Annotated in this window: 24 protein-coding genes; 16 read left to right on the top strand and 8 right to left on the bottom strand. The window is 64.1% G+C overall.

Translation table 11 applies throughout. The features are described from left to right. Nucleotides 1–21: 21 nt before the first annotated feature. Nucleotides 22–951, bottom strand: a complete 930-nt coding sequence (locus OCX61_RS07155) for a chemotaxis protein CheV (RefSeq protein WP_261943184.1) — start codon at nucleotides 949–951, stop codon at nucleotides 22–24. A 78-nt stretch (nucleotides 952–1,029) separates the two neighbouring features. Here OCX61_RS07155 and flgA point away from each other — a divergent pair, with 78 nt between their 5' ends. From flgA to OCX61_RS07130, 5 genes are all read left to right on the top strand, one after another. Continuing rightward, the gene (flgA, locus tag OCX61_RS07150; RefSeq protein ID WP_261943183.1) at nucleotides 1,030–1,782 is read left to right on the top strand and encodes a flagellar basal body P-ring formation chaperone FlgA; all 753 of its coding nucleotides are present in this window, start codon (nucleotides 1,030–1,032) and stop codon (nucleotides 1,780–1,782) included. Nucleotides 1,783–1,932: 150 nt separating this feature from the next. Further along, nucleotides 1,933–2,247, top strand: a complete 315-nt coding sequence (flgM, locus tag OCX61_RS07145; RefSeq protein ID WP_261943182.1) for a flagellar biosynthesis anti-sigma factor FlgM — start codon at nucleotides 1,933–1,935, stop codon at nucleotides 2,245–2,247. Between the two features lie 50 nt (nucleotides 2,248–2,297). Beyond that, the gene (locus OCX61_RS07140; RefSeq protein ID WP_261943181.1) at nucleotides 2,298–2,765 is read left to right on the top strand and encodes a flagellar protein FlgN; all 468 of its coding nucleotides are present in this window, start codon (nucleotides 2,298–2,300) and stop codon (nucleotides 2,763–2,765) included. 80 nt (nucleotides 2,766–2,845) lie between these two features. Next, nucleotides 2,846–3,589 (top strand): flagellar brake protein, encoded by a 744-nt coding sequence (locus tag OCX61_RS07135; protein ID WP_261943180.1) that lies wholly within the window; start codon nucleotides 2,846–2,848, stop codon nucleotides 3,587–3,589. A gap of 426 nt (nucleotides 3,590–4,015) precedes the next feature. After that, complete coding sequence (locus OCX61_RS07130) at nucleotides 4,016–4,582, top strand: hypothetical protein (protein WP_261943179.1); 567 nt, start codon at nucleotides 4,016–4,018, stop codon at nucleotides 4,580–4,582. Between the two features lie 59 nt (nucleotides 4,583–4,641). Here the strand turns inward: OCX61_RS07130 and OCX61_RS07125 are convergent, their stop codons facing one another. From OCX61_RS07125 to bkdR, 3 genes are all read right to left on the bottom strand, one after another. Beyond that, nucleotides 4,642–5,985 (bottom strand): MFS transporter, encoded by a 1,344-nt coding sequence (locus tag OCX61_RS07125; RefSeq protein ID WP_261943178.1) that lies wholly within the window; start codon nucleotides 5,983–5,985, stop codon nucleotides 4,642–4,644. A gap of 130 nt (nucleotides 5,986–6,115) precedes the next feature. After that, nucleotides 6,116–7,357, bottom strand: a complete 1,242-nt coding sequence (locus OCX61_RS07120) for a glutamine synthetase family protein (RefSeq protein WP_261944276.1) — start codon at nucleotides 7,355–7,357, stop codon at nucleotides 6,116–6,118. Nucleotides 7,358–7,652: 295 nt separating this feature from the next. Next, the gene (gene bkdR / locus OCX61_RS07115) at nucleotides 7,653–8,138 is read right to left on the bottom strand and encodes a Bkd operon transcriptional regulator BkdR (RefSeq protein WP_085675882.1); all 486 of its coding nucleotides are present in this window, start codon (nucleotides 8,136–8,138) and stop codon (nucleotides 7,653–7,655) included. A 197-nt stretch (nucleotides 8,139–8,335) separates the two neighbouring features. On the opposite strand from bkdR, the gene OCX61_RS07110 reads away from it, so the two are divergent. Genes OCX61_RS07110 through lpdA form a run of 4 tightly spaced genes read left to right on the top strand, consistent with a single transcriptional unit; the run spans nucleotide 8,336 to nucleotide 13,279 of the window. Further along, nucleotides 8,336–9,568 (top strand): 3-methyl-2-oxobutanoate dehydrogenase (2-methylpropanoyl-transferring) subunit alpha, encoded by a 1,233-nt coding sequence (locus tag OCX61_RS07110; RefSeq protein ID WP_054886333.1) that lies wholly within the window; start codon nucleotides 8,336–8,338, stop codon nucleotides 9,566–9,568. A gap of 1 nt (nucleotide 9,569) precedes the next feature. Beyond that, complete coding sequence (locus OCX61_RS07105; RefSeq protein WP_261943177.1) at nucleotides 9,570–10,628, top strand: alpha-ketoacid dehydrogenase subunit beta; 1,059 nt, start codon at nucleotides 9,570–9,572, stop codon at nucleotides 10,626–10,628. Beyond that, a complete protein-coding gene (locus tag OCX61_RS07100) occupies nucleotides 10,629–11,897 on the top strand; it encodes a dihydrolipoamide acetyltransferase family protein (RefSeq protein WP_261943176.1) in 1,269 nt (422 codons plus the stop codon). 2 nt (nucleotides 11,898–11,899) lie between these two features. Next, nucleotides 11,900–13,279: a dihydrolipoyl dehydrogenase gene (gene lpdA / locus OCX61_RS07095; protein ID WP_261943175.1), complete on the top strand. Its 1,380-nt coding sequence runs from the start codon at nucleotides 11,900–11,902 to the stop codon at nucleotides 13,277–13,279. Nucleotides 13,280–13,354: 75 nt separating this feature from the next. Here lpdA and OCX61_RS07090 read toward each other — a convergent pair whose 3' ends face one another. After that, on the bottom strand, nucleotides 13,355–14,353 hold the full coding sequence (locus tag OCX61_RS07090) for a sensor domain-containing diguanylate cyclase (RefSeq protein WP_261943174.1): 999 nt from the start codon (nucleotides 14,351–14,353) through the stop codon (nucleotides 13,355–13,357). 216 nt (nucleotides 14,354–14,569) lie between these two features. Here OCX61_RS07090 and OCX61_RS07085 point away from each other — a divergent pair, with 216 nt between their 5' ends. The 3 genes from OCX61_RS07085 to OCX61_RS07075 all read left to right on the top strand — a co-directional run bounded on the left by OCX61_RS07085 (nucleotide 14,570) and on the right by OCX61_RS07075 (nucleotide 16,237). After that, nucleotides 14,570–15,064 (top strand): hypothetical protein, encoded by a 495-nt coding sequence (locus tag OCX61_RS07085; protein WP_261943173.1) that lies wholly within the window; start codon nucleotides 14,570–14,572, stop codon nucleotides 15,062–15,064. A 130-nt stretch (nucleotides 15,065–15,194) separates the two neighbouring features. Then, nucleotides 15,195–15,914, top strand: coding sequence for an AzlC family ABC transporter permease (locus tag OCX61_RS07080; RefSeq protein ID WP_261943172.1), 720 nt, complete (start codon nucleotides 15,195–15,197; stop codon nucleotides 15,912–15,914). Further along, complete coding sequence (locus tag OCX61_RS07075; protein ID WP_261943171.1) at nucleotides 15,911–16,237, top strand: branched-chain amino acid transport AzlD family protein; 327 nt, start codon at nucleotides 15,911–15,913, stop codon at nucleotides 16,235–16,237. The genes OCX61_RS07080 and OCX61_RS07075 overlap by 4 nt, the downstream gene beginning before the upstream one ends. Nucleotides 16,238–16,555: 318 nt before the next feature. Here the strand turns inward: OCX61_RS07075 and OCX61_RS07070 are convergent, their stop codons facing one another. Beyond that, on the bottom strand, nucleotides 16,556–18,394 hold the full coding sequence (locus tag OCX61_RS07070; RefSeq protein WP_261943170.1) for a bifunctional diguanylate cyclase/phosphodiesterase: 1,839 nt from the start codon (nucleotides 18,392–18,394) through the stop codon (nucleotides 16,556–16,558). A gap of 132 nt (nucleotides 18,395–18,526) precedes the next feature. On the opposite strand from OCX61_RS07070, the gene OCX61_RS07065 reads away from it, so the two are divergent. Further along, a complete protein-coding gene (locus tag OCX61_RS07065) occupies nucleotides 18,527–19,483 on the top strand; it encodes an endonuclease (protein ID WP_261943169.1) in 957 nt (318 codons plus the stop codon). Between the two features lie 22 nt (nucleotides 19,484–19,505). Here OCX61_RS07065 and OCX61_RS07060 read toward each other — a convergent pair whose 3' ends face one another. Then, entirely contained in the window at nucleotides 19,506–19,967 is a 462-nt protein-coding gene (locus OCX61_RS07060) for a hypothetical protein (protein ID WP_261943168.1), read from the bottom strand. 52 nt (nucleotides 19,968–20,019) lie between these two features. Then, complete coding sequence (gene pvdP, locus OCX61_RS07055) at nucleotides 20,020–21,651, bottom strand: pyoverdine maturation tyrosinase PvdP (RefSeq protein ID WP_261943167.1); 1,632 nt, start codon at nucleotides 21,649–21,651, stop codon at nucleotides 20,020–20,022. Nucleotides 21,652–21,828: 177 nt separating this feature from the next. Here pvdP and pvdM point away from each other — a divergent pair, with 177 nt between their 5' ends. Genes pvdM through pvdO form a run of 3 tightly spaced genes read left to right on the top strand, consistent with a single transcriptional unit; the run spans nucleotide 21,829 to nucleotide 25,356 of the window. Next, entirely contained in the window at nucleotides 21,829–23,187 is a 1,359-nt protein-coding gene (gene pvdM / locus OCX61_RS07050; RefSeq protein ID WP_261943166.1) for a pyoverdine-tailoring dipeptidase-like protein PvdM, read from the top strand. Further along, on the top strand, nucleotides 23,187–24,476 hold the full coding sequence (pvdN, locus tag OCX61_RS07045) for a pyoverdine-tailoring periplasmic protein PvdN (RefSeq protein ID WP_261943165.1): 1,290 nt from the start codon (nucleotides 23,187–23,189) through the stop codon (nucleotides 24,474–24,476). Before pvdM ends, pvdN begins: the two co-directional genes overlap by 1 nt. Before the next feature lie 25 nt (nucleotides 24,477–24,501). Beyond that, on the top strand, nucleotides 24,502–25,356 hold the full coding sequence (gene pvdO / locus OCX61_RS07040) for a dihydropyoverdine dehydrogenase (protein ID WP_261943164.1): 855 nt from the start codon (nucleotides 24,502–24,504) through the stop codon (nucleotides 25,354–25,356). The last annotated feature ends 153 nt before the right edge of the window (nucleotides 25,357–25,509 follow it).

Raw genomic sequence — 25,509 nt, 5'->3', positions numbered from 1 at the left:
GGAGCATGCCCCCGGGCTGCTTCAATGCGTTGCCTTGATCCGGTCGACCACGCGCTGGGCCAGGTCGTCCGGCTTGAACTTGGCCAGGAAATCATCGGCCCCGACCTTCTTGACCATCGCCTGGTTGAATACCCCGGACAACGAAGTATGCAGGCAGATGTGCAATTTTTGCATACGCGGGTCGCTGCGGATCTCCGCGGTGAGCGTATAGCCGTCCATTTCCGGCATTTCAATGTCGGAAATCATCATCAGGAACTCTTCTTCCGGCTTCTTGCCCTCGTCCACCAGCTTGCGCAGGTAGTCCAGTGCCTGACGGCCATCGTTGAGCGCCACCACCTCCACACCTACCGTCTGCAGGCAACGGCTGACCTGCTTGCGTGCCACCGACGAATCATCGACGGTCAACACCCGCAGCAGCGTAGCCTTGTCCTGCACCTCGGCATCGACCACGCCGTCTGACACCGACTCGGACGACGGCGCCACTTCGGCCAGCACCTTCTCCACGTCGATGATCTCGACCATGCGGTTGTCGACCCGGGTGACCGCAGTCAGGTAGTGGTCGCGGCCAGTGCCCTTGGGTGGCGGATGAATCTCTTCCCAGTTCATGTTGACGATGCGCTCGACCGAGTGCACCAGGAAACCCTGGGTCTTGGTGTTGTACTCGGTGATGATCACGAAACTGTTGCGCGTTTCTTCCTGCAACCCTGGCAGGCCGGTCGCCATCGACAGGTCGAGGATCGGGATGGTCGCCCCGCGAATGTTGGCCACGCCGCGCACCACCGGGTGCGACTTGGGCAGCACGGTCAGCTCCGGGCACTGCAGCACCTCGCGGACCTTGAACACGTTGATGCCGTAAAGCTGCGCCCCGTTGAGACGGAACAGCAGCAATTCCAGGCGATTCTGCCCAACCAGCTGCGTGCGCTGGTTGACTGAATCCATTACCCCCGCCATGCCTGACTCCTTATGCTTTCTGCCTTTTTGGTGCTATGTGGTCACCAAGTCGGCACGGGCTTTGCTTTTTTGAGCGCCATGTACACGAAAACGACAAATTTCCGACGACTGACACACCTGCTGAGCGGCACGCTCGCCGTGCTGTGCCTGCTGGCACCCGGCGTTCGCACGCTGGCGGACGCGGTTACCTTGCCTGAACAGCTTATCGGTGTCACCCAAGGGTTTCTTGAATTCAGCGTCGAGGACTACCTGGCCACCACCCAGACCCCTGGGCGCTACGAAATCCAGGTCAACCCGCTCGACCCGCGCCTGCGCATGCCGCTGTGCAGCCAACAGCTGGACGCCTCGCTGGAAAGCCCGGCGCAACCGCTGGGCCGTGTTACCGTGCGGGTGCGCTGCGACGGCAGCGCGCCGTGGACCATTTTCGTGCCGGCAACGGTCAGGCTGTTCCGTGACGTGGTGGTCGTGACCCGCCCGCTCAAGCGTGACAATGTCGTTGGCGAAAACGACGTAGCCCTGCGCGAGCGCGATGTCGGCACGCTGCCCCAAGGCTTTCTCACCAACCTCGACCAGGCGGTTGGCATGAAGATGCTGCGCCCGACAGTGCTCGACCAGGTCCTCACGCCGCAGCACCTGGAGCAAGCCGAAGTGGTGCGCAAAGGCGACCACGTGGTGATCACCGCACGCAGCGGCCCGTTGAGCGTGCGCATGCCGGGCGAAGCCTTGGCCAAGGGTGGCCAGGGCGAACAGATCCGGGTGCGCAACCTCAATTCGCAGCGGGTGGTGAAGGCCCGGGTCACCGGCCCAGGCCAGGTCGAGGTCGCCATGTAGATTACGCTGGCGGTGTGCAACTGCTTTTCCTAAACTGTGCGGAAACGGGTTCGCGAGCTTGCTGACAGGCGGCTATGCATTTGTGCCTAAAGTTTCTTTCGGGTTGGCCGAAAACAAGGCAAGCGTCCAAATACCCAGAGGTTTCTGATCATGGTCATCGACTTCAGTCGTTTGAATAACTCTCCGTCCATCACGGGCGGCGTTCGTGGCAATGCCACGTCTGGCAACGCCGAGAAAACCGGCGAAACCCAAGAAGCGCCAAAAAGCGCCAGCGCCAGCGGGGAAGCGGTACACCTCAGCCAAGAGGCCCAGCAGTTGCAAAACGTCAGCGACAAGCTGCGCGACCAGCCCGTGGTCAACAGTGCCCGCGTGGCGCAGTTGAAACAGGCGATCGCAGACGGCAGCTACCAGGTCGATGCCGGCCGGGTCGCCAGCAAACTGCTCGATTTCGAAGCCCAGCGCTGACCGTTCGGCGCGCTGACTTCACGGACGCTATGTAAAGCCAAGAGTTAGCCATGCACGACATCACTTTGCTGCAACTGATCGAAGACGACATCGCTCCGACCCAGGAACTGCTCGACCTCCTCCAGCGGGAGTCGGTGGCCCTGCACGGCCGCGACATGGCGCCGCTGGAGGGCATCCTGGCCCGCAAGCAGTCGCTGATCGTCCTGCTCGAGCAGCAAGGCATGCGCCGCAACAACCTGCTCACCAGCCTCGGCCTCAGCGCCAATCGCGCCGGGGTACAGGCATTGGCGGCGCAATCGGATAACGGCGAGCTGATCATGCAACAGCTCAATGTGCTGACCCAATTGATGGATGCGTGCCAGAAAGTCAACGAGACCAATGGCCGGATCATCCAGGTCCAGCAACACGTCACGGCCAACCAGATCAGAATTCTCCAGGGTGGCGAAGCACCTTCACTCTACGACAGCCGTGGCACCACGTCTCCACTTGCCAAGCCCCGGGCGCTCAGCCAAGTGTGATTACTTCTATCAAGGCACGGAACATACTGGCAAAATGCCGTTACTTGCGTGTGTCGTTTTTGCCTGGAGATTGAAAACCCGTGTTCAATGAAACCGATGCCCCGCAACCGCCAAAGGTGCTGACCACGCCCTTGGAGATCGCGGCCAACCTGCGCCAGCTGCAAGACAGCCATGATCCGTTGATCATCACTTTCCACGAGCGCAGCCAGCGGTTCCAGAGCTACGTGGTACACGTGGACCGTGACAGCAACACCCTGGCACTTGACGAGATGATCCCGCGCGACGGCGAAAAATTCATCGAGAACGGCGAACCGTTCCGCGTCGAAGGCTTCCACGACGGCGTGCGCATCGCCTGGGAATGCAATCACGAGCTGAAGATCAGCGAAGTCGACGGCCACCGCTGCTACCGCGGCGCGATGCCGCAAGAGATGACCTACCACCAGCGCCGCAATGCCTTCCGCGCCGCACTGAAGCTGTCGCAACTGGTCGACATCATTCTCGACGGCAGCTACCTGAAGGGGAACGGCGCCCTGCGCGGCAAGCTGCTGGACATCTCTGCCACCGGTTGCAAGTTGCGCTTCGAGGGTAATGTCGAAGACCGCCTGCAACTGGGCCAGGTGTACGAGCGCTTCAAGGCCAGCAACCCGCTGGGCCTGGTGGATACCATGGTCGAGCTGCGCCACCTGCACTATGAAGAGCGGATCAACACCACCTTCGCCGGCGTACGCTTCCACAACCTCAATGGCCAGGCACAGCGCAAGATCGAGAGTTTTGTCTACCAGTTGCAGCGTGAGGCGCGGCGGTTCGACAAAGACGATTATTGATGCCGGCGCGGATGGGCGTCATTGCAACGCCCATCCCTTTCGACTGTTTTACCTCACGTTACACACCTTCCTGCTGCCTTCAGCGCAGCCCTGCGCCGATCGTACCTGCTCGCACTCACGACCGAGTGCCCATTGCGCAGGAGACTTTATGAGCCCTGGCAAATTCACGGCGGAACTGGATTCCAATAAAGGAACGATCGGGGTGATTGACTCCACCCTCAGTCCACGGCTAGACGGCTGGCTATGCCACAACCGTCATGAACAGTTCTGATATGTCGCAGTCCCCGCCCTGAATAACGCCACCCACGGGTGGCGTTCTTGATCGGGCGACCGATCTGAAACGCTTCCAGCTGATGACGCAGCAGGCGATCGCCTAGCGTTGCAAGCCCCACCCCCATTTCCAAGGGCATCGGTACAGGAGGCTTGATGATTCTCGCAAATTTCACCGCAGAACTGCATTGCAGCCATGGCCAGATAGGCGTAGCCGACACGGACGAGTTCAACAACCCGACATTCCAGGAAGACCAGGACGGCTGGTTGTGCGCCCACGACTCACGGCCACCGAGGTTCGGCTTCAAGCCCGTGCTGTTCGCATTCCAGTTCATCAAGCAAGAAGTCGAGCGCAGCTATTACTACATCTACGCTGCGAACAATTGGGACTACCGGGGCGCCAGGCTGGAGCAGAACAAAAATGGCTGGCTAGGTCTGTACGGCACCCATGTAGCCGGGCGCATCATCGATGCGTTCAACCCGGCCAATCTGTTGCGCAATCAGGATGCATGGAAAATCCAGACGCTGCAGCCATGGGATGGAGACCCTGCAACCGCCGAAGGCATCGAGTTTTACCTGCGCGACAGGAACGGCCATCGTGTTTCAGAGGTAGGCGAGCAGCGCTACTATCGGGGATACCAGCATACGTTCCTGTTTCTGCATGCAGGGGACCGTGAAGGGGAAATACTGAAGTTCACGTTGCGCAACGTGACACTGGCCTGAGCCATCCTGCGGCAGCTGGCTGGCCGGGATGAGTCCCGCCCAGCCAGCACCACCAAACCTCAACTTGACTTGTCCACTTCGGCCTCTGCCTCGGTGGCCGCCTTTGCCCCCTTCTGCTCCTCGGCCTCGGTATCTTCCGCCGCCACCGGCGCCTGCATCACCTCCTGCACAGTCTGCTCATCCACCCGCGGGTCGAGCGCCGCCGACAGTGGCGAACCAGCCGCCGGCATGGCCACGTGGCCCAGCGGCGCATCCTGCACCTGGTGCAGCCCGGTAACCGCCTTCGGCCGAATGCGCCACACCAGCACCAGGGCGAAGAACGCGAAGAACGCATAGAGCATCTGCGCCCCCAATACCTTCATCAGCACCCCCGCAGCCAGCGGCCCGATACAGGCGCCCACGCCGTAGGTGACCAGCAGCATGGCGGTCAGTGACACTCGTCGCTCGCTCTCGACGTGGTCATTGGAAAACGCCACCGCCAGTGGGTACAGGCAGAACTGCAACAGCGAAATCACGAAGCCGATGGCGAACAGCGCCTCCAGCGGCACGCTCGGCAAAATCGCCAACGGTGCCGAAGCCAGCGCCAGGCCCACTGCGACGCTACGGATCAGCACCGCACGGTCATAGCGATCGGACAACCAGCCCAACGGCCACTGCACCAGCAGCCCGGCAAAGATGCAGCACCCCATGAACAGACCGATCTGTTCGGTCGACATCCCCTGGCTGGAGGCATACAGCGGCGCCAGGCCATAGAACGACCCGACGATCAGCCCCGAGCCAAGCACCGTACTGAGCGACTGCGGCACCCGCTTGATGAAGAACTTCGGCTCCATCGGTGCCGGGCGCAACGGCGCCGGGTGGATGCGCCGGGTCATCGCCACCGGCACCAGGCACAGGGCGAAGCACATGGCGACCAGCATCAGCAGTTCCGGGCCCAGTTGCGGGTGCACCACCAGAATCAGCTGGCCGAGCACCAGGCCAAGGTAGGAAGCGATCATGTAGCCGCTGAACACCGCACCGCGGTGCTTGGCATCGGCCTGCTCGTTGAGCCAGCTCTCGATGACCATGTACTGGCACATCATCCCCAGGCCGACGATCATCCTCAACCCGACCCACACCGGCAACCAGCTGGTCAGCCCATGGCCCAGCACCGCAGCGCCGACGATACCGGCACAGGTGGCATAGGCACGGATGTGCCCGACCCGGCCGATCAGCCGGTGGCCAACCTTGCCGCCCACGGCCAGGCCGAAGTAGTTGGCCGCCATCAGCGCACCCACCCACAGGCTGTCGACATGATCGGCCGCCAGGCGCAGCGCCAGGTAGGTACTGAGCAGGCCTGAGCCGATCAACATCATCAAGGCGGCGAAATACAACGACTGAAAGGGCTTCCAGATGTTTCGCATACGTCCCGTCGAACTCCCTGGTCAGGTGGCGTTGGCTTGCTGGCAAGCATAAAAGCAAAATGGCCGCGGCGCAGTCCCCTGCCCAACAAATAGCCGGTCAGGGGCGCGTCCAGTGCCGGATATGTCGCGATCAGGCCTGCGCCGCCAGCACGCGCCGCTCCCATGGCGTGATTTCGTTGAAGAAGTCCGTCAGTTCGAGGGTCTTGCTGGCGATGTAGCCTTCGATGAACTCGCTGCCGAACAGTTCCCGCGCCAGGGTGCTGCGCTTGAGGCGCTCAAGGGCCGCATGCAAGGTGCACGGCAGGCTCAGGTGCTCCGGCACCTCGAACTCACCCTGGATCGCCGGGGTTGGCTGCAGGCGCTGCTCGATGCCGTGCAGGCCGGCGGCCAGGCTGGCGGCGATAGCCAGGTAGGGGTTGGCATCGGCGCCGGGCAGGCGGTTTTCCACCCGCCGGGCCACCGGGGCACTGGCCGGAATGCGCAGGCCGGCAGCACGGTTGTCCTCGGACCAGCAGGCATTGTTCGGCGAGGCATACGGATGGCACAGCCGCTGGTAGGAGTTGACGTTGGGTGCGAACAGCGCGGTGAAGTCGGCCATGCACGCCTGCTGGCCGCCAATGAAATGGTAGAAGGTATCGGTCGGCTGGCCCTGCTCGTCGTTGAACAGGTTACGCCCGCTGGCGATTTCCACCAGGCTCTGATGGATGTGCATGGAGCTGCCAGGTGTATGTGCCAGCGGTTTGGCCATGCACACCACGTTCAGGCCGTGCTTGAGCGCCACCTCCTTGAGCAGGTGCTTGAACAGAAAGGTCTGATCGGCCAGCAACAGCGGGTCGCCGTGCAACAGGTTGATCTCGAACTGGCTCACGCCCATTTCATGCATGAAGGTGTCGCGGGGCAGGCCCAGGGCCGCCATGCACTGGTAGACCTCCTGGAAGAACGGGCGCAGGCCATTGTTGGAGCTGACGCTGAACGCCGAATGACCAAGCTCGCGGCGGCCATCCTTGCCAACCGGTGGCAGGAAGGGTTGCTGCGGATCGGTGTTGGGGGCGAAGACGAAGAACTCCAGCTCGGTCGCCACCACCGGTGCCAGGCCCAGGGCGGCGTAGCGGGCGATCACGGCCTTGAGCTGCCCCCGCGTCGACAGCCCCGAAGGCCGGCCATCGAGTTCGTTGGCGTCACAGATGGCCAGTGCCAGGCCCTCCTCGCTCCACGGCAGGCGGTGGATCTGCGCAGGTTCCGCGACCAGTGCCAGGTCGCCGTCGTCGCTGCCGTAGAAGCGCGCCGGCGGGTAGCCGCCCATGATGCATTGCAACAGCACGCCCCGGGCCATCTGCAGGCGGCGGCCTTCGAGGAAGCCTTCGGCAGTCATCACCTTGCCGCGGGGGACGCCGTTGAGGTCGGGAGTGACGCATTCGATCTGGTCGATGCCCTGAAGGAGCTCGGCAGGCGAGCGGTGGGCGGCGGTGGTCATGACGCTTGTCCTTGTTGTTATAGGCTGACCACAACATAGGCCTGGGGTGTTTAAAATATCAAGCACCCTCTGTATTGCCTGTGCCGGCCTCTTCGCGGGTAAACCCGCTCCCACAGGTACGGCACAAGCCTCAGGCATTGTGTGATCCCTGTGGGAGCGGGCTTGCCCGCGAAGAGGCCGGTGCAGGCAAACACTATTCGCGCAAGGTCATGCCATTCGAAGGCAACGGCAACGCCGTCTTGTACCTCACCTGCTTGAGGGCAAAACTGGAGCGAATATTGGCCACCCCCGGCAACCGCGTCAGGTAATCGAGAAACCGCTCCAGCGCCTGGATGCTCGGCAGCAGTACCCGCAGCAGGTAGTCGGGGTCGCCTGTCATCAGGTAGCACTCCATCACCTCGGGCCGCTCGGCGATCTCTTCCTCGAAGCGATGCAGCGCCTGCTCAACCTGCTTCTCCAGGCTGACATGGATGAACACATTCACATCCAGGCCCAGCACCTGCGGCGACAGCAAGGTCACCTGCTGGCGGATCACCCCCAACTCTTCCATCGCCTTGACCCGGTTGAAACAGGGTGTTGGCGACAGGTTCACCGAACGCGCCAGCTCCGCGTTGGTGATGCGGGCGTTGTCCTGGAGGCTGTTGAGAATGCCGATATCGGTACGATCGAGCTTGCGCATGAGACAAATTCACCGGTTTTTTGTGTTTATCCGGAATGTTTATCTCCCCCGTCAGGCAAAGGCAATCAACTTGAGAGAAAAATTCTCCTGCCCTCCCACTAAGATGTAAAAGACGCTGACCTACCAGTCACAAGCCGGTACTCAGCGGCGGCCGCTTCAGAGCTCACAAAAACAACATCCGAGCGAGCGTAAAAAGCATGAACGAGTACGCCCCCCTGCGTTTGCATGTGCCCGAGCCCACCGGCCGGCCAGGCTGCCAGACCGATTTCTCCTACCTGCGCCTGAACGACGCAGGGCAAGTCCGTAAACCCCCTATCGATGTCGATGCTGCCGACACCGCCGACCTGTCCTACAGCCTGGTCCGCGTGCTCGACGAGCAAGGCAACGCCCAAGGCCCATGGGCCGAAGACATCGACCCGCAGATCCTGCGCCAAGGCATGCGCGCCATGCTCAAGACGCGCATCTTCGACAGCCGCATGGTGGTTGCCCAGCGCCAGAAGAAGATGTCCTTCTACATGCAGAGCCTGGGCGAGGAAGCCATCGGCAGCGCCCAGGCGCTGGCGCTCAACCGCACCGACATGTGCTTCCCCACCTACCGCCAGCAGAGCATCCTCATGGCCCGCGACGTGTCGTTGGTGGAAATGATCTGCCAACTGCTGTCCAACGAGCGCGACCCGCTCAAGGGCCGCCAGCTGCCGATCATGTATTCGGTACGCGAAGCCGGTTTCTTCACCATCAGCGGCAACCTGGCGACCCAGTTCGTGCAGGCGGTCGGCTGGGCCATGGCCTCGGCGATCAAGGGCGATACTAAGATCGCATCGGCCTGGATCGGCGACGGCGCCACCGCCGAGTCCGATTTCCACACCGCCCTCACCTTCGCCCACGTCTACCGCGCCCCGGTGATCCTCAACGTGGTCAACAACCAGTGGGCGATCTCCACCTTCCAGGCCATCGCCGGTGGCGAGCAGACCACCTTCGCCGGCCGTGGCGTAGGGTGCGGCATCGCCTCGCTGCGGGTTGACGGCAACGACTTCGTCGCCGTCTACGCTGCCTCGCGCTGGGCCGCCGAACGTGCCCGCCGCGGCCTTGGCCCATCGCTGATCGAGTGGGTCACCTACCGCGCCGGCCCGCACTCGACCTCGGACGACCCGTCCAAGTACCGCCCGGCCGATGACTGGAGCCACTTCCCGCTGGGCGACCCGATCGCCCGCCTGAAGCAGCACCTGATCAAGATCGGCCATTGGTCCGAGGAAGAACACCAGGCCACCACCGCCGAGTTCGAAGCCGCGGTCATCGCGGCGCAGAAGGAAGCGGAACAGTACGGCACCCTGGCCAACGGCCACATCCCGAGCGCGGCCTCGATGTTCGAGGACGTGTACAAGGAAATGCCTGACCACCTGCGCCGTCAGCGCCAGGAACTGGGGGTCTGAGATGAACGATCACAACAACAGCATCAACCCGGAAACCGCGATGGCCACCAGCACACTGACCATGATCCAGGCCCTGCGCTCGGCCATGGATGTCATGCTTGAGCGCGACGACAATGTGGTGGTCTACGGCCAGGACGTCGGTTACTTCGGCGGCGTGTTCCGTTGCACCGAAGGCCTGCAGACCAAGTACGGCAAATCGCGCGTATTCGACGCCCCGATCTCGGAAAGCGGCATCGTCGGCACCGCCGTGGGCATGGGCGCCTACGGCCTGCGCCCGGTGGTGGAAATCCAGTTCGCCGACTATTTCTACCCGGCGTCCGACCAGATCGTCTCGGAAATGGCCCGCCTGCGCTACCGCTCGGCTGGCGAGTTCATCGCCCCGCTGACCCTGCGCATGCCTTGCGGCGGCGGCATCTACGGCGGCCAGACCCACAGCCAGAGCCCGGAAGCGATGTTCACCCAGGTCTGCGGCCTGCGCACGGTCATGCCGTCCAACCCGTATGACGCCAAGGGCCTGCTGATCGCCTCGATCGAATGCGACGACCCGGTGATCTTCCTCGAGCCCAAGCGCCTGTACAACGGCCCCTTCGACGGCCACCACGACCGCCCTGTCACGCCTTGGTCCAAGCACCCGCAAAGCGCCGTGCCGGACGGCTACTACACCGTGCCACTGGACAAGGCGGCAATCACCCGCCCTGGCAACGATGTCACCGTGCTGACCTACGGCACCACGGTCTACGTGGCCCAGGTGGCTGCCGAAGAGACCGGCGTCGATGCCGAAGTCATCGACCTGCGCAGCCTCTGGCCGCTGGACCTGGAGACCATCGTCGCGTCGGTGAAGAAGACCGGCCGTTGCGTGGTCGTGCATGAGGCCACCCGCACCTGCGGCTTCGGCGCCGAACTGGTGTCGCTGGTGCAGGAGCACTGCTTCCATCACCTCGAAGCACCGATCGAGCGCGTCACCGGCTGGGACACCCCCTACCCTCACGCACAGGAATGGGCTTACTTCCCAGGCCCTTCGCGGGTAGGCGCGGCATTGAAACGGGTCATGGAGGTCTGAATGGGCACGCACGTCATCAAGATGCCGGACATTGGCGAAGGCATCGCGCAGGTCGAGTTGGTGGAATGGTTCGTCAAGGTCGGCGACATGATCGCCGAGGACCAGGTGGTGGCCGATGTCATGACCGACAAGGCCACCGTGGAAATCCCTTCGCCGGTCAGCGGCAAGGTGCTGGCCCTGGGTGGCCAGCCAGGTGAAGTGATGGCGGTCGGCAGCGAGCTGATCCGCATCGAAGTGGAAGGCAGCGGCAACCATGTGGACGTGCCGCAGGCCAAACCGGCGCAAGCGCACAGCGCGCCCGTTGCTCCCAAGCCAGAAGCGAAAGCGCCACAGCCGGTGGCCTACCAGGCCCCCGAGCAGCACGCCGAAGCCCCGATCGTTCCTCGCCAGCAGGGCGACAAGCCGCTGGCCTCGCCGGCAGTGCGCAAGCGCGCCCTGGATGCCGGCATCGAGCTGCGCTACGTGCATGGCAGTGGCCCGGCCGGGCGCATCCTGCACGAAGACCTCGACGCCTTCATGAGCAAGCCGCACAGCCCGACCGGCCAGGCGCCGAGCGGCTATGCCAAGCGCACCGACAGCGAGCAGGTGCCGGTGATCGGCCTGCGCCGCAAGATCGCCCAGCGCATGCAGGACGCCAAGCGCCGTGTTGCGCACTTCAGCTACGTGGAAGAGATCGACGTCACCGCCGTGGAGGCCCTGCGCCAGCAGCTCAATGCCAAGTACGGTGACACGCGTGGCAAGCTGACCCTGCTGCCGTTCCTGGTCCGCGCCCTGGTCGTGGCCTTGCGCGACTTCCCGCAGATCAACGCCACCTACGACGACGAAGCCCAGGTCATCACCCGCCACGGCGCGGTGCACGTGGGCATCGCCACCCAGGGTGACAACGGCCTGATGGTGCCGGTGCTGCGCCATGCCGAGGCCGCCAGCCTGTGGGCCAATGCCGGCGAGATCGCGCGCCTGGCCAACGCCGCACGCAACAACAAGGCCAGCCGTGAAGAACTGAGCGGCTCGACCATTACCCTGACCAGCCTTGGCGCACTCGGCGGCATCGTCAGCACACCGGTGGTCAACACCCCGGAAGTGGCGATCGTCGGCGTCAACCGCATCGTCGAGCGCCCGGTGGTGATCGACGGCCAGATCGTCGTGCGCAAGATGATGAACCTGTCCAGCTCGTTCGACCACCGGGTGGTCGATGGCATGGATGCCGCGCAGTTCATCCAGGCCGTGCGTGGCCTGCTCGAACAACCTGCATGTCTGTTCCTGGAGTGAGCATGACCCAGATCCTCGACACCACCCTGCTGATCATCGGCGGCGGCCCCGGCGGCTACGTAGCCGCCATCCGCGCCGGGCAACTGGGCATCCCCACCGTGCTGGTCGAAGGCCAGGCCCTCGGTGGCACCTGCCTGAACATTGGCTGCATCCCGTCCAAGGCGCTGATCCATGTGGCCGAGCAGTTCCACCAGACCACGCGCTTTGCCGGGCAGTCGCCACTGGGCATCAGCGTGGACACCCCGCGCCTGGACATCGGCCAGAGCGTGGCCTGGAAAGACGGCATCGTCGACCGCCTGACCACCGGCGTGGCCGCCTTGCTGAAAAAGCATGGGGTCAAGGTGATTCACGGCTGGGCGAAGATCCTCGACGGCAAACAGGTCGAGGTCGACGGCCAGCGTATCCAGTGCGAGCACCTGCTGCTGGCTACCGGCTCGAACAGCGTCGAACTGCCGATGCTGCCACTCGGCGGGCCGATCATCTCCTCCACCGAAGCCCTGGCGCCCAAGGCCCTGCCCAAGCACCTGGTGGTGGTGGGCGGTGGTTACATCGGCCTGGAACTGGGCATCGCCTACCGCAAGCTGGGCGCACAGGTCAGCGTGGTGGAAGCGCGCGAGCGCATTCTGCCGACCTATGACAGCGAACTGACAGCGCCGGTGGCCGAATCGCTGAAGAAACTGGGCATCGCCCTGCACCTGGGCCACAGCGTCGAAGGCTACGAGAACGGCTGCCTGCTGGCCAGCGATGGCCAGGGCGGGCAACTGCGCCTGGAGGCCGACCGGGTGCTGGTGGCCGTAGGCCGCCGGCCACGCACCCAAGGCTTCAACCTGGAGTGCCTGGACCTGAAGATGAACGGCGCCGCCATTGCCATCGACGAGCGCTGCCAGACCAGCATGCGCAACGTCTGGGCCATTGGTGACGTGGCGGGCGAGCCGATGCTCGCCCACCGCGCCATGGCGCAAGGTGAGATGGTGGCCGAAATCATTGCCGGCAAGACCCGGCGTTTCGAACCTGCGGCCATTGCTGCGGTGTGCTTCACCGACCCGGAAGTCGTGGTCGCCGGCAAGACACCGGAGCAAGCCAGCCAGCAGGGGCTGGACTGCATCGTCGCGCAGTTCCCGTTCGCCGCCAACGGCCGGGCCATGAGCCTGGAATCGAAAAACGGTTTCGTGCGGGTGGTGGCGCGGCGTGACAACCACCTGATCGTGGGCTGGCAGGCGGTTGGCGTGGCGGTATCGGAACTGTCCACGGCGTTTGCCCAGTCGCTGGAGATGGGCGCACGGCTGGAGGATGTGGCCGGGACCATCCATGCTCACCCGACACTGGGTGAGGCGGTGCAGGAAGCGGCACTGCGCGCGCTGGGCCACGCACTGCATATCTGACACTGAAGCGGCCGAGGCCGACTTGACCCGCTGCGCCCCAGGCGCCGCGGGTCTTTTTTTTAATCCGCTAACGGCTCACTCGCAAATCGAGTTCTTGCCTGCATCCTTGGCCCGGTACAAGGCCTTGTCAGCCCGGCCCAAGAGGTCCTGCTGACCCTCGCCGTCCTGCCACTGCACCACGCCATAGCTCATGGTCAGCCGGCATTCACCCACCGGTTCGAGCCGCTCCATCACCCGGCGCAGCTGCCCCGCCAGCTCGAGCGCCTCGCCCAGCGTGGTCTGCGGCAGCACCATGACGAATTCGTCGCCGCCCCAGCGCGCCAGCAGGTCGAGTTCGCGCAGGCTGGCACGCAGGTTGTCCGCCACCTGGACCAACGCCGCGTCACCGCGGGCATGACCATAACGGTCATTGATCGGCTTGAAATCATCCAGGTCCATGGCAATCAGCGCCAGCGGCTGGCGAAAACGCTTGGCCCGTTCGCACTCCTGCTGCAAGGTCTTCTCCAGCCGATAGCGATTGGCAATCCGCGTCAGCGCATCGCGCTCGGCCAGAATGCGGTTTTCGTCGAGCTGGCGCTGCAATTGCTGGTTGACCCACGACAGCTCACGGGTGCGCTCGACCACCTGGGCCTCCAGCGAATGGTTCTTCTGCTCCAGCTGCTCGACCAGGCGCTTGCCCGCATCGATATTGCGGTGCGCGCCGAGCATGCGGGCTACCGAGCCATCTTCGTTGCGCTCGATGATATGGCCACTGTCCTCGACCCACAGGTAACTGCCATCGTGGCAGCGGCAGCGGTACTCGATCAGATAGCGCTCGTTGCGCTGGTTGATGTAGGCCTCGAAATGCGCCATCACCCGTGGATAGTCCTCGGGGTGGATCACGCTTTCCCAGGTGAACACAGTGTTGGCCTTGGAATGGTTTTCGTAGCCGAGCATGGCGTACCAGCCGGGGTTGCGATAGACATAGCCGGTATTGGCATTCCAGTCCCAGATACCATCGCTGATCAACTCGAACAGCGTGGCCAGCTGCTGTTCACTGAAGCCGGCAGGTGCCGGCGCTGCTTCCTGACTCATGGACGCTCTCCCTGGTGTCCAGCAACTGCGCCCCGATCAAGGTGCTGCCGACAGTGCTTGTGTTTGCCGCAGGCGGCAACGTGCTTCCTCTGACAGGCAAGCATATGCCTGGTGGCCGGCCACCGGAATAGCCTGAACGTCCTATTTTCGCGGCCTGCACGGCTGGCATGGGTTTTGCCCCACTCCCCAGGCTTTGCAACGTCCAAGGAGGAGAACATGGCAATCACCCTCAATGGCCTGGGTTGGCAGGCCACCGTGCACCAGCAGCAACGCATCAACCATGACCAGGCGCAAGCCGAGCTGGTGCCGTTCCGTGCGCCGCTGGCCACCAGCAATGCGTCCGCGCAGCAGAACAGCCAGGGCAGCACTTCGCAGCAGAATGCCGACGATGCCCGCGAAGAAGCCTTCGCCAAGCTCAAGGTGATGCTGCACAACCCTGACCTCGCCGCTCGCCAGCAGGCCGGCGCCAGCACCCAGGAAAGCGGTGATGCCGTGCAGGCCTTCCACGACTACATGGCCAAGTCGCCGGAAGAGAAGATCAAGGAAAAGATCCTCCAGGAGCTGGGCCTGACCGAGGACGAATACAACGCCCTGCCACCTGAGCAGCAGGCCAAGGTCGATGAGCAGATCGCCCAGCGCATGAAGGAAGACGTCGAGATCAAGACCCAGGCCAAGCTGGCCGGGCAGACAACGCAAACCGAGTTGGTTTGAAACCTGGGTGATTCGCACGACAGGGTTTCAGGCCTGGTATCTTCAGGCCTGAAAAAACATCAATATGTGTTGTTACCAAGCCATGCGGGTTTTACCTTGAGCGGGCCTGAGCAATTTCCAAGGAACCCACATGCCTTGCAAAAGCGCAATGCCCGCATTCACCGAGGGAGTGCGCGCAGTTCTGCCACTGATGACCGGCATGGTGCCCTTCGGCCTGATCACCGGGGTGACGGCCATCGGCATGGGGATGTCGCCACTCGACGCGATGGGCATGACCCTGCTGTTCTATTCCGGTTCCGCGCAGATGGTGGTGCTGCAACTGCTGCACAACGGCGCACTGCCGCTGACCATGGTGGTCACCGCCCTGGTGATCAACCTGCGCTTCCTGATGTACAGCGCCGCCCTGGCCCCGCACCTGAGCGACCTGCCACGGCGCAAGACCTGGTCGTTGTCATACCTGCTTTCCGACCAGGCGTTCGCCCTGTGCAGCCTGAAATTCGGCGCCGACGGCCTCGGCCGGTTTGCTTTCCCCTACTACATGGGGACCGCCTTGCCGATGTGGTTCGGCTGGAACCTGGCGGTACTGGCCGGCGTGTACCTGGGAGGCGGCATCCCGGAGTCCTGGTCGTTGGGCTTTGCCATTCCGCTGTCGTTCCTGGCGCTGCTGGTGCCGGGCATCCGTAACCCGGCCATGCTGGGCGCGGCGGTGGTCGGCGGCGCGCTGGCGGTGCTGGCACACGACCTGCCCTACAACCTCGGCTTGCTGGTCGCCTCGCTGGGCGGGGTGATCAGCGGGGTGACTCTGGAACAGCTGCGCAAGGGCTCACGCGTGGCAGCGGAGGCGCCATGACCGACATGAACCCCTGGATCACCTTTGCCCTGATTGGTCTGGGCACCTTTGCGATACGGCTGTCGTTCATCGAGTTCTACGGTGCCTTGCGCATTCCGCCAATGTTGCGCCGCGCGCTGGTGTATGTGCCGGCCAGTGTATTGGCCGCGCTGGTGCTGCCGGCCGTGGTGTTCAGCGCCGGGCAGCCGGGTATCGACTGGGGCAACCCACAGATACCGGCGGCGATCGTGGCCGGGCTGGTTGCCTGGCGGACACGCAGCACATTGCTGACCCTGGTGGTTGGCATGGGGGTGTTGTGGGGGTTGCAGTATTGGGGGGTGTGATCGGCTGAGGTTGGCATTGTGGCCTCCCTGTGCCAGCCACAAGTGTTGTGGCGCCTGTGAGATCGAGCGCCGCCCGCGCGGCGCATCGCGAGCTGCGCTCGCTCCTACGTTTGTTTCTGGCCAGTAACACCTGTGACAGGCGCGCGCGACCGCCTGGATTGTACGACGCGATATCGAGTCAGGCCCCAAGGCGTTCGCGCGCAAATCCCGCAGCAATAATTGGCCCGAAACAAACGTAGGAGCGAGCGCAGCTCGCGATGCGCCGCGCGGGCGGCGCTCGATCTCACAGGCGCTGAAAATGTCGAGGCAACCCCCCTCTCAATCCGCCACCAGGCTAAACCTGTTCCGCCCACCCCGCTTGGCCTCATACATCGCCTTGTCTGCCAACGCCAAAGCCTCCTCGGCACTCTGCGGATCATGCCCGGACAAGTTCAGGTAAACCCCGATACTGGCACCGACGGCCACTTCACCACCTTCCACCTGGACCGGCGCCGACAGCACATCGCACAGCTTGCGCGCGATATCCCGGGCTGACGCCTGGTTGGCCACGGCCTGGGCAATGACCACGAACTCGTCACCCGCCAGCCTGGCCACCGTGTCGTCCGTACGCATGATCGCCAGCATGCGCCCCGCAGCAGCCTGCAACACGGCATCACCTGCGTCGTGCCCGTACTGGTCGTTGACCTGCTTGAAACCATCCAGGTCGATGAAGAACAAGGCAAAGGCGGCCCGCTGCTGCAGGGCGAAATCAAGCTCCTTGTGCAACGCCACCCGGTTGGGCAATCCGGTCAACGGGTCGAGCGTGGCCTGGTCCAGCAGGGTCTTTTCCTTGTGCTTGCGCTCTGTCACGTCCAGCGACATGACGAAAAAGCCCTCCACCTTGCCGTTGCGGATATCGGGCACATAGGATGCATGCCAGATCCGCGTGTCGTCGGGGCTGTAGCGCACGTTGTCGGCCTCGACCCGCTCCCCGGCCAGAGCCTTGCGGAAGCAAGGCAGCAGTTGCTGGTACACCTGCGCCGGGAGCAGATCCTGCACCTTGCGGCCCCTGAGCTCGGTGGGCTCGACGCCGAAGACCTGGCGGTACACGGCATTGTTGAAGCGGTATTCGAGGTCGGTGCCGATCTGCGCGATCAGCACCGGGATATTGTCGGCGATGGCCTGCAGGGTTTCCTGGCTGCGGGCCAGTTCTTCGGTGCGCTGCGCCACCTGCTGTTCGAGGGTCGCCTGATAGCGCTGCAATTGCTGCTGGCGGCGCTTGCGCTCGCTGATGTCACGCACGAACACCACCATGTGCTCGATGACACCGCAATCGTTGCGCAGCGCCGACACACTCAGTTCGCTCCACAGTGGGGCGTTGCCGCCGGTGATCAACCGCACCTCGAGAAGCAGCGAATCCTGCTCGCCGGCCACCATGCGCTGCCAAGGATCGTCCAGCTTGGCCAGGTCCTGCGGCGCGATCAGCGCGCTCAGCGGGGTCAGCACCAGCCATTCCTTGGTCTGGCCAAGCAGCTGGCAGAATTCGCGGTTGGGTTCGAGGATGCGTCCGTCAAGGCCAACCAGTGCCTTGCTGGTCGGACTGTTGTCGAACACTCGGCGAAAGCGCGCCTCGGAGGACACCAATGCACCCTGCTCCGCCTGCTGCACCGCGCTGCCCGAGTCGATGGCCAGGCTACGGTGCAGCATCTCGCGCTCGACGATCCGCGCCAGGTCGCGCAGGTGCGCCAGTTCGGTTTCCGACACCCGACGCGGCCGGGTGTCGAGCACGCACAGGGTGCCCACGGTCAGTTCGCCGGCAAAGCGCAGCGGCACCCCGGCGTAGAAGCGGATGCGCGGTCCACCGGTCACCAGCGGGTTGTCCACGAAACGCGGATCGGCGCTGGCGTCCGGGATCACCAGGATGTCCTCGGCATGCAGGGCATGGGCACAGAACGCCACATCTCGCGTGGTTTCGGCCACATCGATGCCCTGGCGCGACTTGAACCACTGGCGATTCATGTCGACCAGCGACACCAGGGCCATGGGCACATCGAGCAGCACACTGGCCAAGCGGGTGATGCGGTCGAAGGTTTCCTCGGCCGGGGTATCGAGAATGTTCAGGCTCTCGAGAAAACACAGGCGGGCTGCCTCGTTGAGAGGCGACGGGGCAATTTGCATGACGACACGCTCGACAAAATCCTGACCCGCAAACGATAGCGCTGCAACGCTCAAGCGCAAGCCTTTCATTACTTCTATCAAGCCGCTCAAGCCGTATAATCGCGTTCTTTTGTAAGCCTAAGACGTATTTTCATGAAGAAACTGCTTTGCGCCGTCGCACTCGCCTTCGCCGCCATCCCCGCCGCCTTTGCCACCCCACCCGCCACCTTTACCGAAGCCAAAGTGGTCGCCAAACAGAAGATCTACCTCGACCAGGGCAGCAGCGCCATGGGCGAGTTGTACTGTGGCTGCAAGTGGACCTGGGTCGGCAAGTCTGGCGGCCGCGTCGACCTGAAGTCCTGTGGTTATGAAACCCGCAAGCTGCAGACCCGCGCCGAGCGTACCGAGTGGGAGCACATCGTCCCGGCCTGGACCTTCGGCCACCAGCGCCAGTGCTGGCAGAACGGCGGGCGCGAGCACTGCGTGGACAGCGACCCGACCTTCCGCGCCATGGAAGCCGACCTGTTCAACCTCTACCCATCCGTGGGCGAAGTGAACGGTGACCGCAGCAATTTCAATTACGGCATGGTGTCCGGCGTGGCGCCGCAGTACGGCCAGTGCACCACCAAGATCGATTTCCAGCAGAAAACCGCCGAGCCACGCGACGAGGTGAAGGGGCTGGTGGCACGCACCACGTTCTACATGTTCGATCGCTACAAGCTGAGCATGTCGCGCCAGCAGCAACAGGTGCTGATGGCCTGGGACAAGCAGCACCCGGTGACAGCCTGGGAGAAGCAGCGTGACCAGCGAATTGCCGCGATCATGGGGCACAACAACCCGTTCGTGACCGGCGAGCGCAAGTGGGCGCTGGGGTATACGCCCCAGGGCGCGGCTGTGGTGCCGGCTACGGCGGTGAAAGAAGCGGCCAAACCGACACTGGCCAGTGCGGTGGCGGGTGGCGCGGTTGTGGGCAACCGCAATAGTCATGTGTATCACCTGGCCAGTGGTTGCCCGGGGTACAGCCAGGTTTCGCAGAAGAACCAGGTGGCGTTTGGCAGTGAAGCCGAGGCGCAGGCAGCGGGGTATCGCAAGGCGGGGAATTGCAAGTAACGGCGTAAGGTGTGTGTGGGGGTCAACAGGTGGTCGCCTCGATACCTTCTGCGGTTTTGAGATCAAGCGCCGACTCGTTCGCCTCGACATCTTCTGCGGTTTTGAGATCGAGCGCCGACTCGTTCGCCTCGACATCTTCTGCGGTTTTGAGATCGAGCGCCGACTCGTTCGCCTCGACATCTTCTGCGGTTTTGAGATCGAGCGCCGACTCGTTCGCCTCGACATCTTCTGCGGTTTTGAGATCGAGCGCCGCCCGCGCGGCGCATCGCGAGCTCCGCTCGCTCCTACGTTTTTTCGGGCCAGTAACGCCTGTGACAGGCGCGCGCGACCGCCTTGTTGCTACGACACGATATCGAGTCAGGCGCCAAGGCGTCCGCGCGCAAATCCCCCAGGAATAACTGGCCCGAAACAAACGTAGGAGCGAGCAAAGCTCGCGATGCGCCGCGCGGGCGGCGCTCGATCTCACAGGCACTGAACCTGTCATGGCGGGCACCTGCAAGCCTTTACACAAACCTCCCGCCAAGAAACTGCTCACATCACGCCCCCTCGGGCAACTTCATATGCCGCGCATACCAAGGCCTACGCGGCGTACGCCGCAGCAGGTCGTCAACCTCCCGCTCGCCACTGAAGGCAATGCGCAACGCCAGCTTCATCGCCTCCACTTCCATCTCCCCAGCCCCGCCCCCGGCATCGGAAATCCCCCCACAACCATGGGTCATCGGCCCGAGCCAAGGGTCGCCAACCTGCACCCAGCGCCCAGGCGCAAACCACGACACACCATTGACCTCGCGCCGCTGCACCTCACCCGGATGGGCCCGCTCATGGGCCCGGTACCAGTCCTCGATACGGTCGTCGATCCAGCCATGGAAGCGCCAGAACACCGGGTTGACGTGTGACGAGAACGGGTCGCCGAGGAAGTCGTTCTCCTCACGGAACCAGCGCGCCGCATAGTCCGTCTGGTTGCGATCGCCCATCACCGGCGCGCCGTTGGACGGGTCGCGGGTGACGGTGGCCCAGCGCATGTGCAGCCAGTCGTGGATGTTCAGTTCCACCTCCGACCCGAACTGCCCCAGGGTCAGGCGGCTGAGGTAGTCCGGGTCCTGGTACTGCGATTCCCAGACCTGGAAATTGCTGAAAAACGTTTCGGCCGCCTTGATGCCATGCAACCACTGGCTCAGTTCCTCGTCATTGGCCGCGACCCAGGCCGGTGGCACCGAGTTGCCGTCATGGTTTTCATGATAACGGATGAACCCCTGGCGGTCGTACTCCAGCTGCGGTGACGGCAGCGGCAGTTGCGTCCAGTTCGGCAGGTCAGGCTGCAGACCGCGGGCGTGCCCCAGCATGTGCCGGTGCATGAAAAAGAAGTCCTCGCCGGAGCCATTGAGGTGCTTGCGCCGCCCGCGTGCGCCGCGTTCGGCGTCACGCGGGCCGGGTTGCCAGCCAGCGCCGCGCAGGGCGTCGCGCTTGTCTTCGGCCAGACGGTGCCACTTGTCCCGGGTGGCATGCCACACCTGGTGGAACAGGCGGTGCTCGGGCGAGTTCAGCCAGGCCATCAGCGCTGGCGCCAGCGGCGTGACCTGGCGCGCCTCGGGGAAGGCGTGCTTGCTGGCGACGAAGTGATTGTCCGGCTCAGGGCTCAACAGTGGCCGGTCGCTGCGACGGATTCGCCCAGTCAGGGTGCCGGCGCCAGCGTTGCCCCAGGATGCCCAGACTTCATCGAGGGTCGCCTCCAGTTCATGGCTGGGCGCTGACGCCCCAGCCGGCACCAGGCGCCAGCGGACCTTGCCGGCATCGGCGGCGACCAGTTCGCCGAGCACCCGGTAACGGGGCTGGTCACTGCCGCGCAGGCGTTCAGCCACGTCGATGAAACCACGCAGCGAGCGGCCGCTCGGGCCGACATCCAGCAGCATCTGCACGTCCTGCAGGGGCAGGCCATCCAGGCCAGCCTCGGCACCACTGAAGCGCAGGTCCCAGATGCCGCGCAGTTTGTCGCCAATGCGCACACCCGCAGCGGTAGCGGCATCGACCGTGGCCTCGCCGGGGGTCTCTACTTCATCTTTGCCGAGCTTCTCGTCGTGGTCGCGCGGCTGGCGCGCATACCACGCTGCCGAACCCGCCGCCCCGGCTACCGCCAGCCCCACCATGAACCCACGCCTGGAAAACCTCATCGCCACATCCGTATCCGTGTCAGCCACGCCTATCGAGCTAGAACGAGACGCCACGCGGCAAATTTACCGGCAGCACGCCGCTAAATTTCCCGCTGCCGCTCTCGTCCCTCCGTGACAGGCAAGCCCCGTGATCGCGGCTGCCGCAACCGCATCGACCCTGCAACCAACGGGATGGCAATGAACACGACACGCTTGCGCAAGGCCCCCTACCTCGCTGCCCTGGCGCTGATCCTCGCGCTTGCGGGCGCCGCGGCCTGGTACCTCTTCATCTACCTGCCCGCCGGCTACCCGCGCGAAGTGATGAAACACGCAGAAGAACTGCAAGAGCGCATCATCTCCTTCGACAGCCACATCACCGTGCCGCTGAACTTCGGCACCGAAGGCAAGGAGGCCGACAAGGATGGCAGCGGCCAGTTCGACTTGGTCAAGGCGGGCCGCGGGCGCCTCTCGGGGGCTGCACTGACGATCTTCGGCTGGCCGGAAATCTGGAACGGCGCCAATGCGCCCCATCGCCCGACCGCCGCCTTCGTCGATGAAGCGCGCCAGCAGCAGGAGATGCGCTACAAGATCCTCACCGGCATGGTCCGCGACTACCCCAACCAGGTCGCCATCGCCTACACCCCCGCCGACTTCCGACGCCTGCACGGCGAGGGCAAGTTCGCGATCTTCCTCAGCATGCTCAATGCCTACCCGCTGGGCCACGACCTCGATGCCCTGGACACCTGGGCCGCGCGCGGCATGCGCATGTTCGGCTTCAGCTACGTGGGCAACAACGCCTGGGCCGACTCCTCGCGCCCACTGCCGTTCCTCAACGACACCCCCGACGCCCTCGGCGGCCTGTCGCCGCTGGGTGAACAGGCCGTGGGCCGGCTCAACGACCTGGGCGTGATCATCGATGTCTCGCAGATGTCCACCCTGGCCCTGGAAGACGTCGCTCGCCTGAGCCGTGCGCCGATGGTCGCCTCCCACTCGGCGCCGCGTGCGCTGGTGGACATCCCGCGCAACCTCAGCGACCACGAGCTGCAAGCGATCAAGCGCAGCGGCGGTGTGGTGCAGGTGGTGGGCTTCCCGGCCTACCTCAAGCCGCTGAGCCAGGGCACTCTGGACAAGCTCAACGCCCTGCGCAAGCGTTTCGACCTGCAGCCACTGAACGGTCTGGCCAATGCCCTGATGCCAGGTGACGCGATCATCTCCATCTGGCCCGAGCAGAAGTTCGGCGAGTACGCCAGCGCGCTCTACGCCATCCTCGACGAAGAGCCCCGTGCCACGGTCAAGGACATGGTCGACGCCATCGACTACACCGTGCGCAAGATCGGCATCGACCATGTCGGCATCGCCTCCGACTTCAACGACGGTGGCGGCGTCACCGGCTGGATGAACGTCGGCGAGTCGCGCAATGTCACTGCCGAACTGATCCAGCGCGGTTACTCCGACGCCGACATCGCCAAGCTGTGGGGCGGCAACTTCCTGCGCGTGTGGGAGCAGGTGCAGCGCCTGGCCAAGCCCGCTGCCAGCACACAAGCGGAGCGCGGCTGATGAACGACCGTCGCAGCTTTCTCAAGCAGGCCGGACTGTTCGCCGCCGCCCTGCCCTTGACCGGCAGTTTTACTACCAACGCACTGGCCGCCCCCCTTGAGGCAAAACCCGGCCAGGACAAGTGGCAGGCCCTGCGCCAGCAGTTCGACCTGGACCCGGCCTACCTGCACTTCTGCAATTTCCTGCTCGCCTCCCACCCCCGCGTGGTCAGCGAGGCCATCGCCCGCTTCCGCGCGCGGCTGGACCAGAACCCGGGCGAAATGGTCGACTGGGACCGCGAGGAACTCTGGGGCTATGAAAACGAGGTGCGCGCCTGGGCCGGCCGCTACTTCGGCGTACAGCCGAGCCAGGTGGCCCTGACCGGTAGCACCACCGAAGGCTTGTCGATGATCTACGGCGGCCTGCAGGTGGCGCCGGGCAAGGAAATCCTGGTCAGCGCCCACGAGCATTATTCCACCAACACCCGCCTGGCCTACCGCGAACGGCTGATGGGCACCCAGGTGCGCCGGGTGGCGCTGTTCAAGGACCCGCAACTGGTCTCGGTGGACGAAATGCTCGGCAATATCCGCCAGGCCATCCGCCCGGAAACCCGCGTGCTCGGCATGACCTGGGTGCAGTCTGGCAGCGGCGTCAAACTGCCGATCGGCGAAGTCGGCGAACTGGTGAAAACGCTAAACCAGGGGCGTGACGAGCAGGACCGGATCCTCTACGTGGTCGACGGAGTGCACGGCTTCGGCATCGAGGACGTGACCTTCGCCGACTTCAACTGCGACTACTTCATCGCCGGCACCCACAAGTGGCTGTTCGGCCCACGCGGCACTGGCGTGATCATCGCCCGCGAAGCAAAGCCCCAGCCGTACCTGGTGCCCAGCCTGCCGACCTTCACCAAGGGCGAGAACTTCGGCACCTTGATGACCCCCGGTGGCTACCACGCCTTCGACCATCGCCTGGCCCTGGGCAAGGCCTTCGAACTGCACCTGCAGCTGGGCAAGGCCGATGTCCAGGCCCGCGTGCACCAGCTCAATGACTACCTCAAGCAGCGCCTCGCCGAACACCCCAAGGTGCAACTGGTGACGCCACGCAGCCGCCAGCTTTCCGCCGGCTTCACCTTCTTCCGCGTCGAGGGCCGCGATTGCGACGCCGTTGCCCGCCACCTGATGGCCAACAAGGTGATCAGCGACGCCGTCGACCGTGATGTCGGCCCGGTGGTGCGCCTGGCCCCGAGCCTGCTCAACGACGAAGCCGAGATCGACCGGGTGATGGCCATCCTCGCCCCGCAACTCGCCTGACCTTTCGCCTTTCAAGAGAACCGCCATGCACATGTTCAAGCCCCTGGCCCTGGTGGCCGCCCTGCTCGCCAGCGCCCCGGCCTTTGCCAGCGATGCGCACGCACCCGGCAAGACGTTCAAGGACTGCAAGGATTGCCCGCAGATGGTCGTGCTGCCCGCCGGCAGTTTCACCATGGGCGTGCCTGACGACGAAGTCGGCCGCCAGCCGGACGAAGGCCCGATGCACACCGTGACCTTCGCCAGGCCCTTCGCCATCAGCCAGTTCCAGGTCCAGGCCAGACAGCTGCAGGCCTGGCAACGCGAAGCCAAGGTCACCCTCCCCGACGGCGACGACCGCCCAGGCCGCCGCTGCACCAACGGCAAGCCCAGCTACCCGCAAGGCCCCGACCAACCGGCGGTGTGCATCAGCTACGACGAGGTGAAGGCCTACGTCGCCTGGTTGTCGAAGAAGACCGGCAAGCATTACCGCATGCTCAGCGAAGCCGAGCGCGAATACGGCGCCCGCGCAGGCAGCAGCGGCCCGTTCCCGTTCCCCTTCGATGAAGGCAAGGAATACAGCATCGCCAAGCACGCCAACACCTATGGCGCCGCCGACGGCTTCAACTACACCTCGCCAGCCGGCAGCTTCCCGGCCAATGCCTTCGGCCTCTACGACATGCACGGCAATGTCTACGAATGGGTCGCCGACTGCCGGCACGACAACTACGTCGGCGCACCCGCCGATGGCAGTGCGTGGATGGAAGCAAGCTGCGAGTACAACCACATCCGCGGCAACGACTACAGCGAAGCCCCGGTGTTCTCCCGCTCCGGCAACCGCAACTACCGCGAACCCTATGTGCGGGGCGACTGGCTGGGCTTCCGGGTAGCCCGCGAGCTCTGATCCACGCCACCTGCCCCACTCGCCCGGGCCCATGGCCTGGGCCTCCTAAATAAGAACACTTCTCGAACGTTTTTCTTCACAGGGCAATGGCCCGCACCGGCGCCTGCCCCGCACAGCGCCCCAAAGCGCATCTGCGCATCCACCAGGAACCTA

It is taken from the genome of Pseudomonas sp. LRP2-20 (assembly GCF_024349685.1).
In the GTDB taxonomy this organism is placed as follows: domain Bacteria; phylum Pseudomonadota; class Gammaproteobacteria; order Pseudomonadales; family Pseudomonadaceae; genus Aquipseudomonas.
The sequence above is the reverse complement of the archived record's forward strand: the minus strand, read 5'-3'. Positions and strand labels throughout refer to the sequence as shown.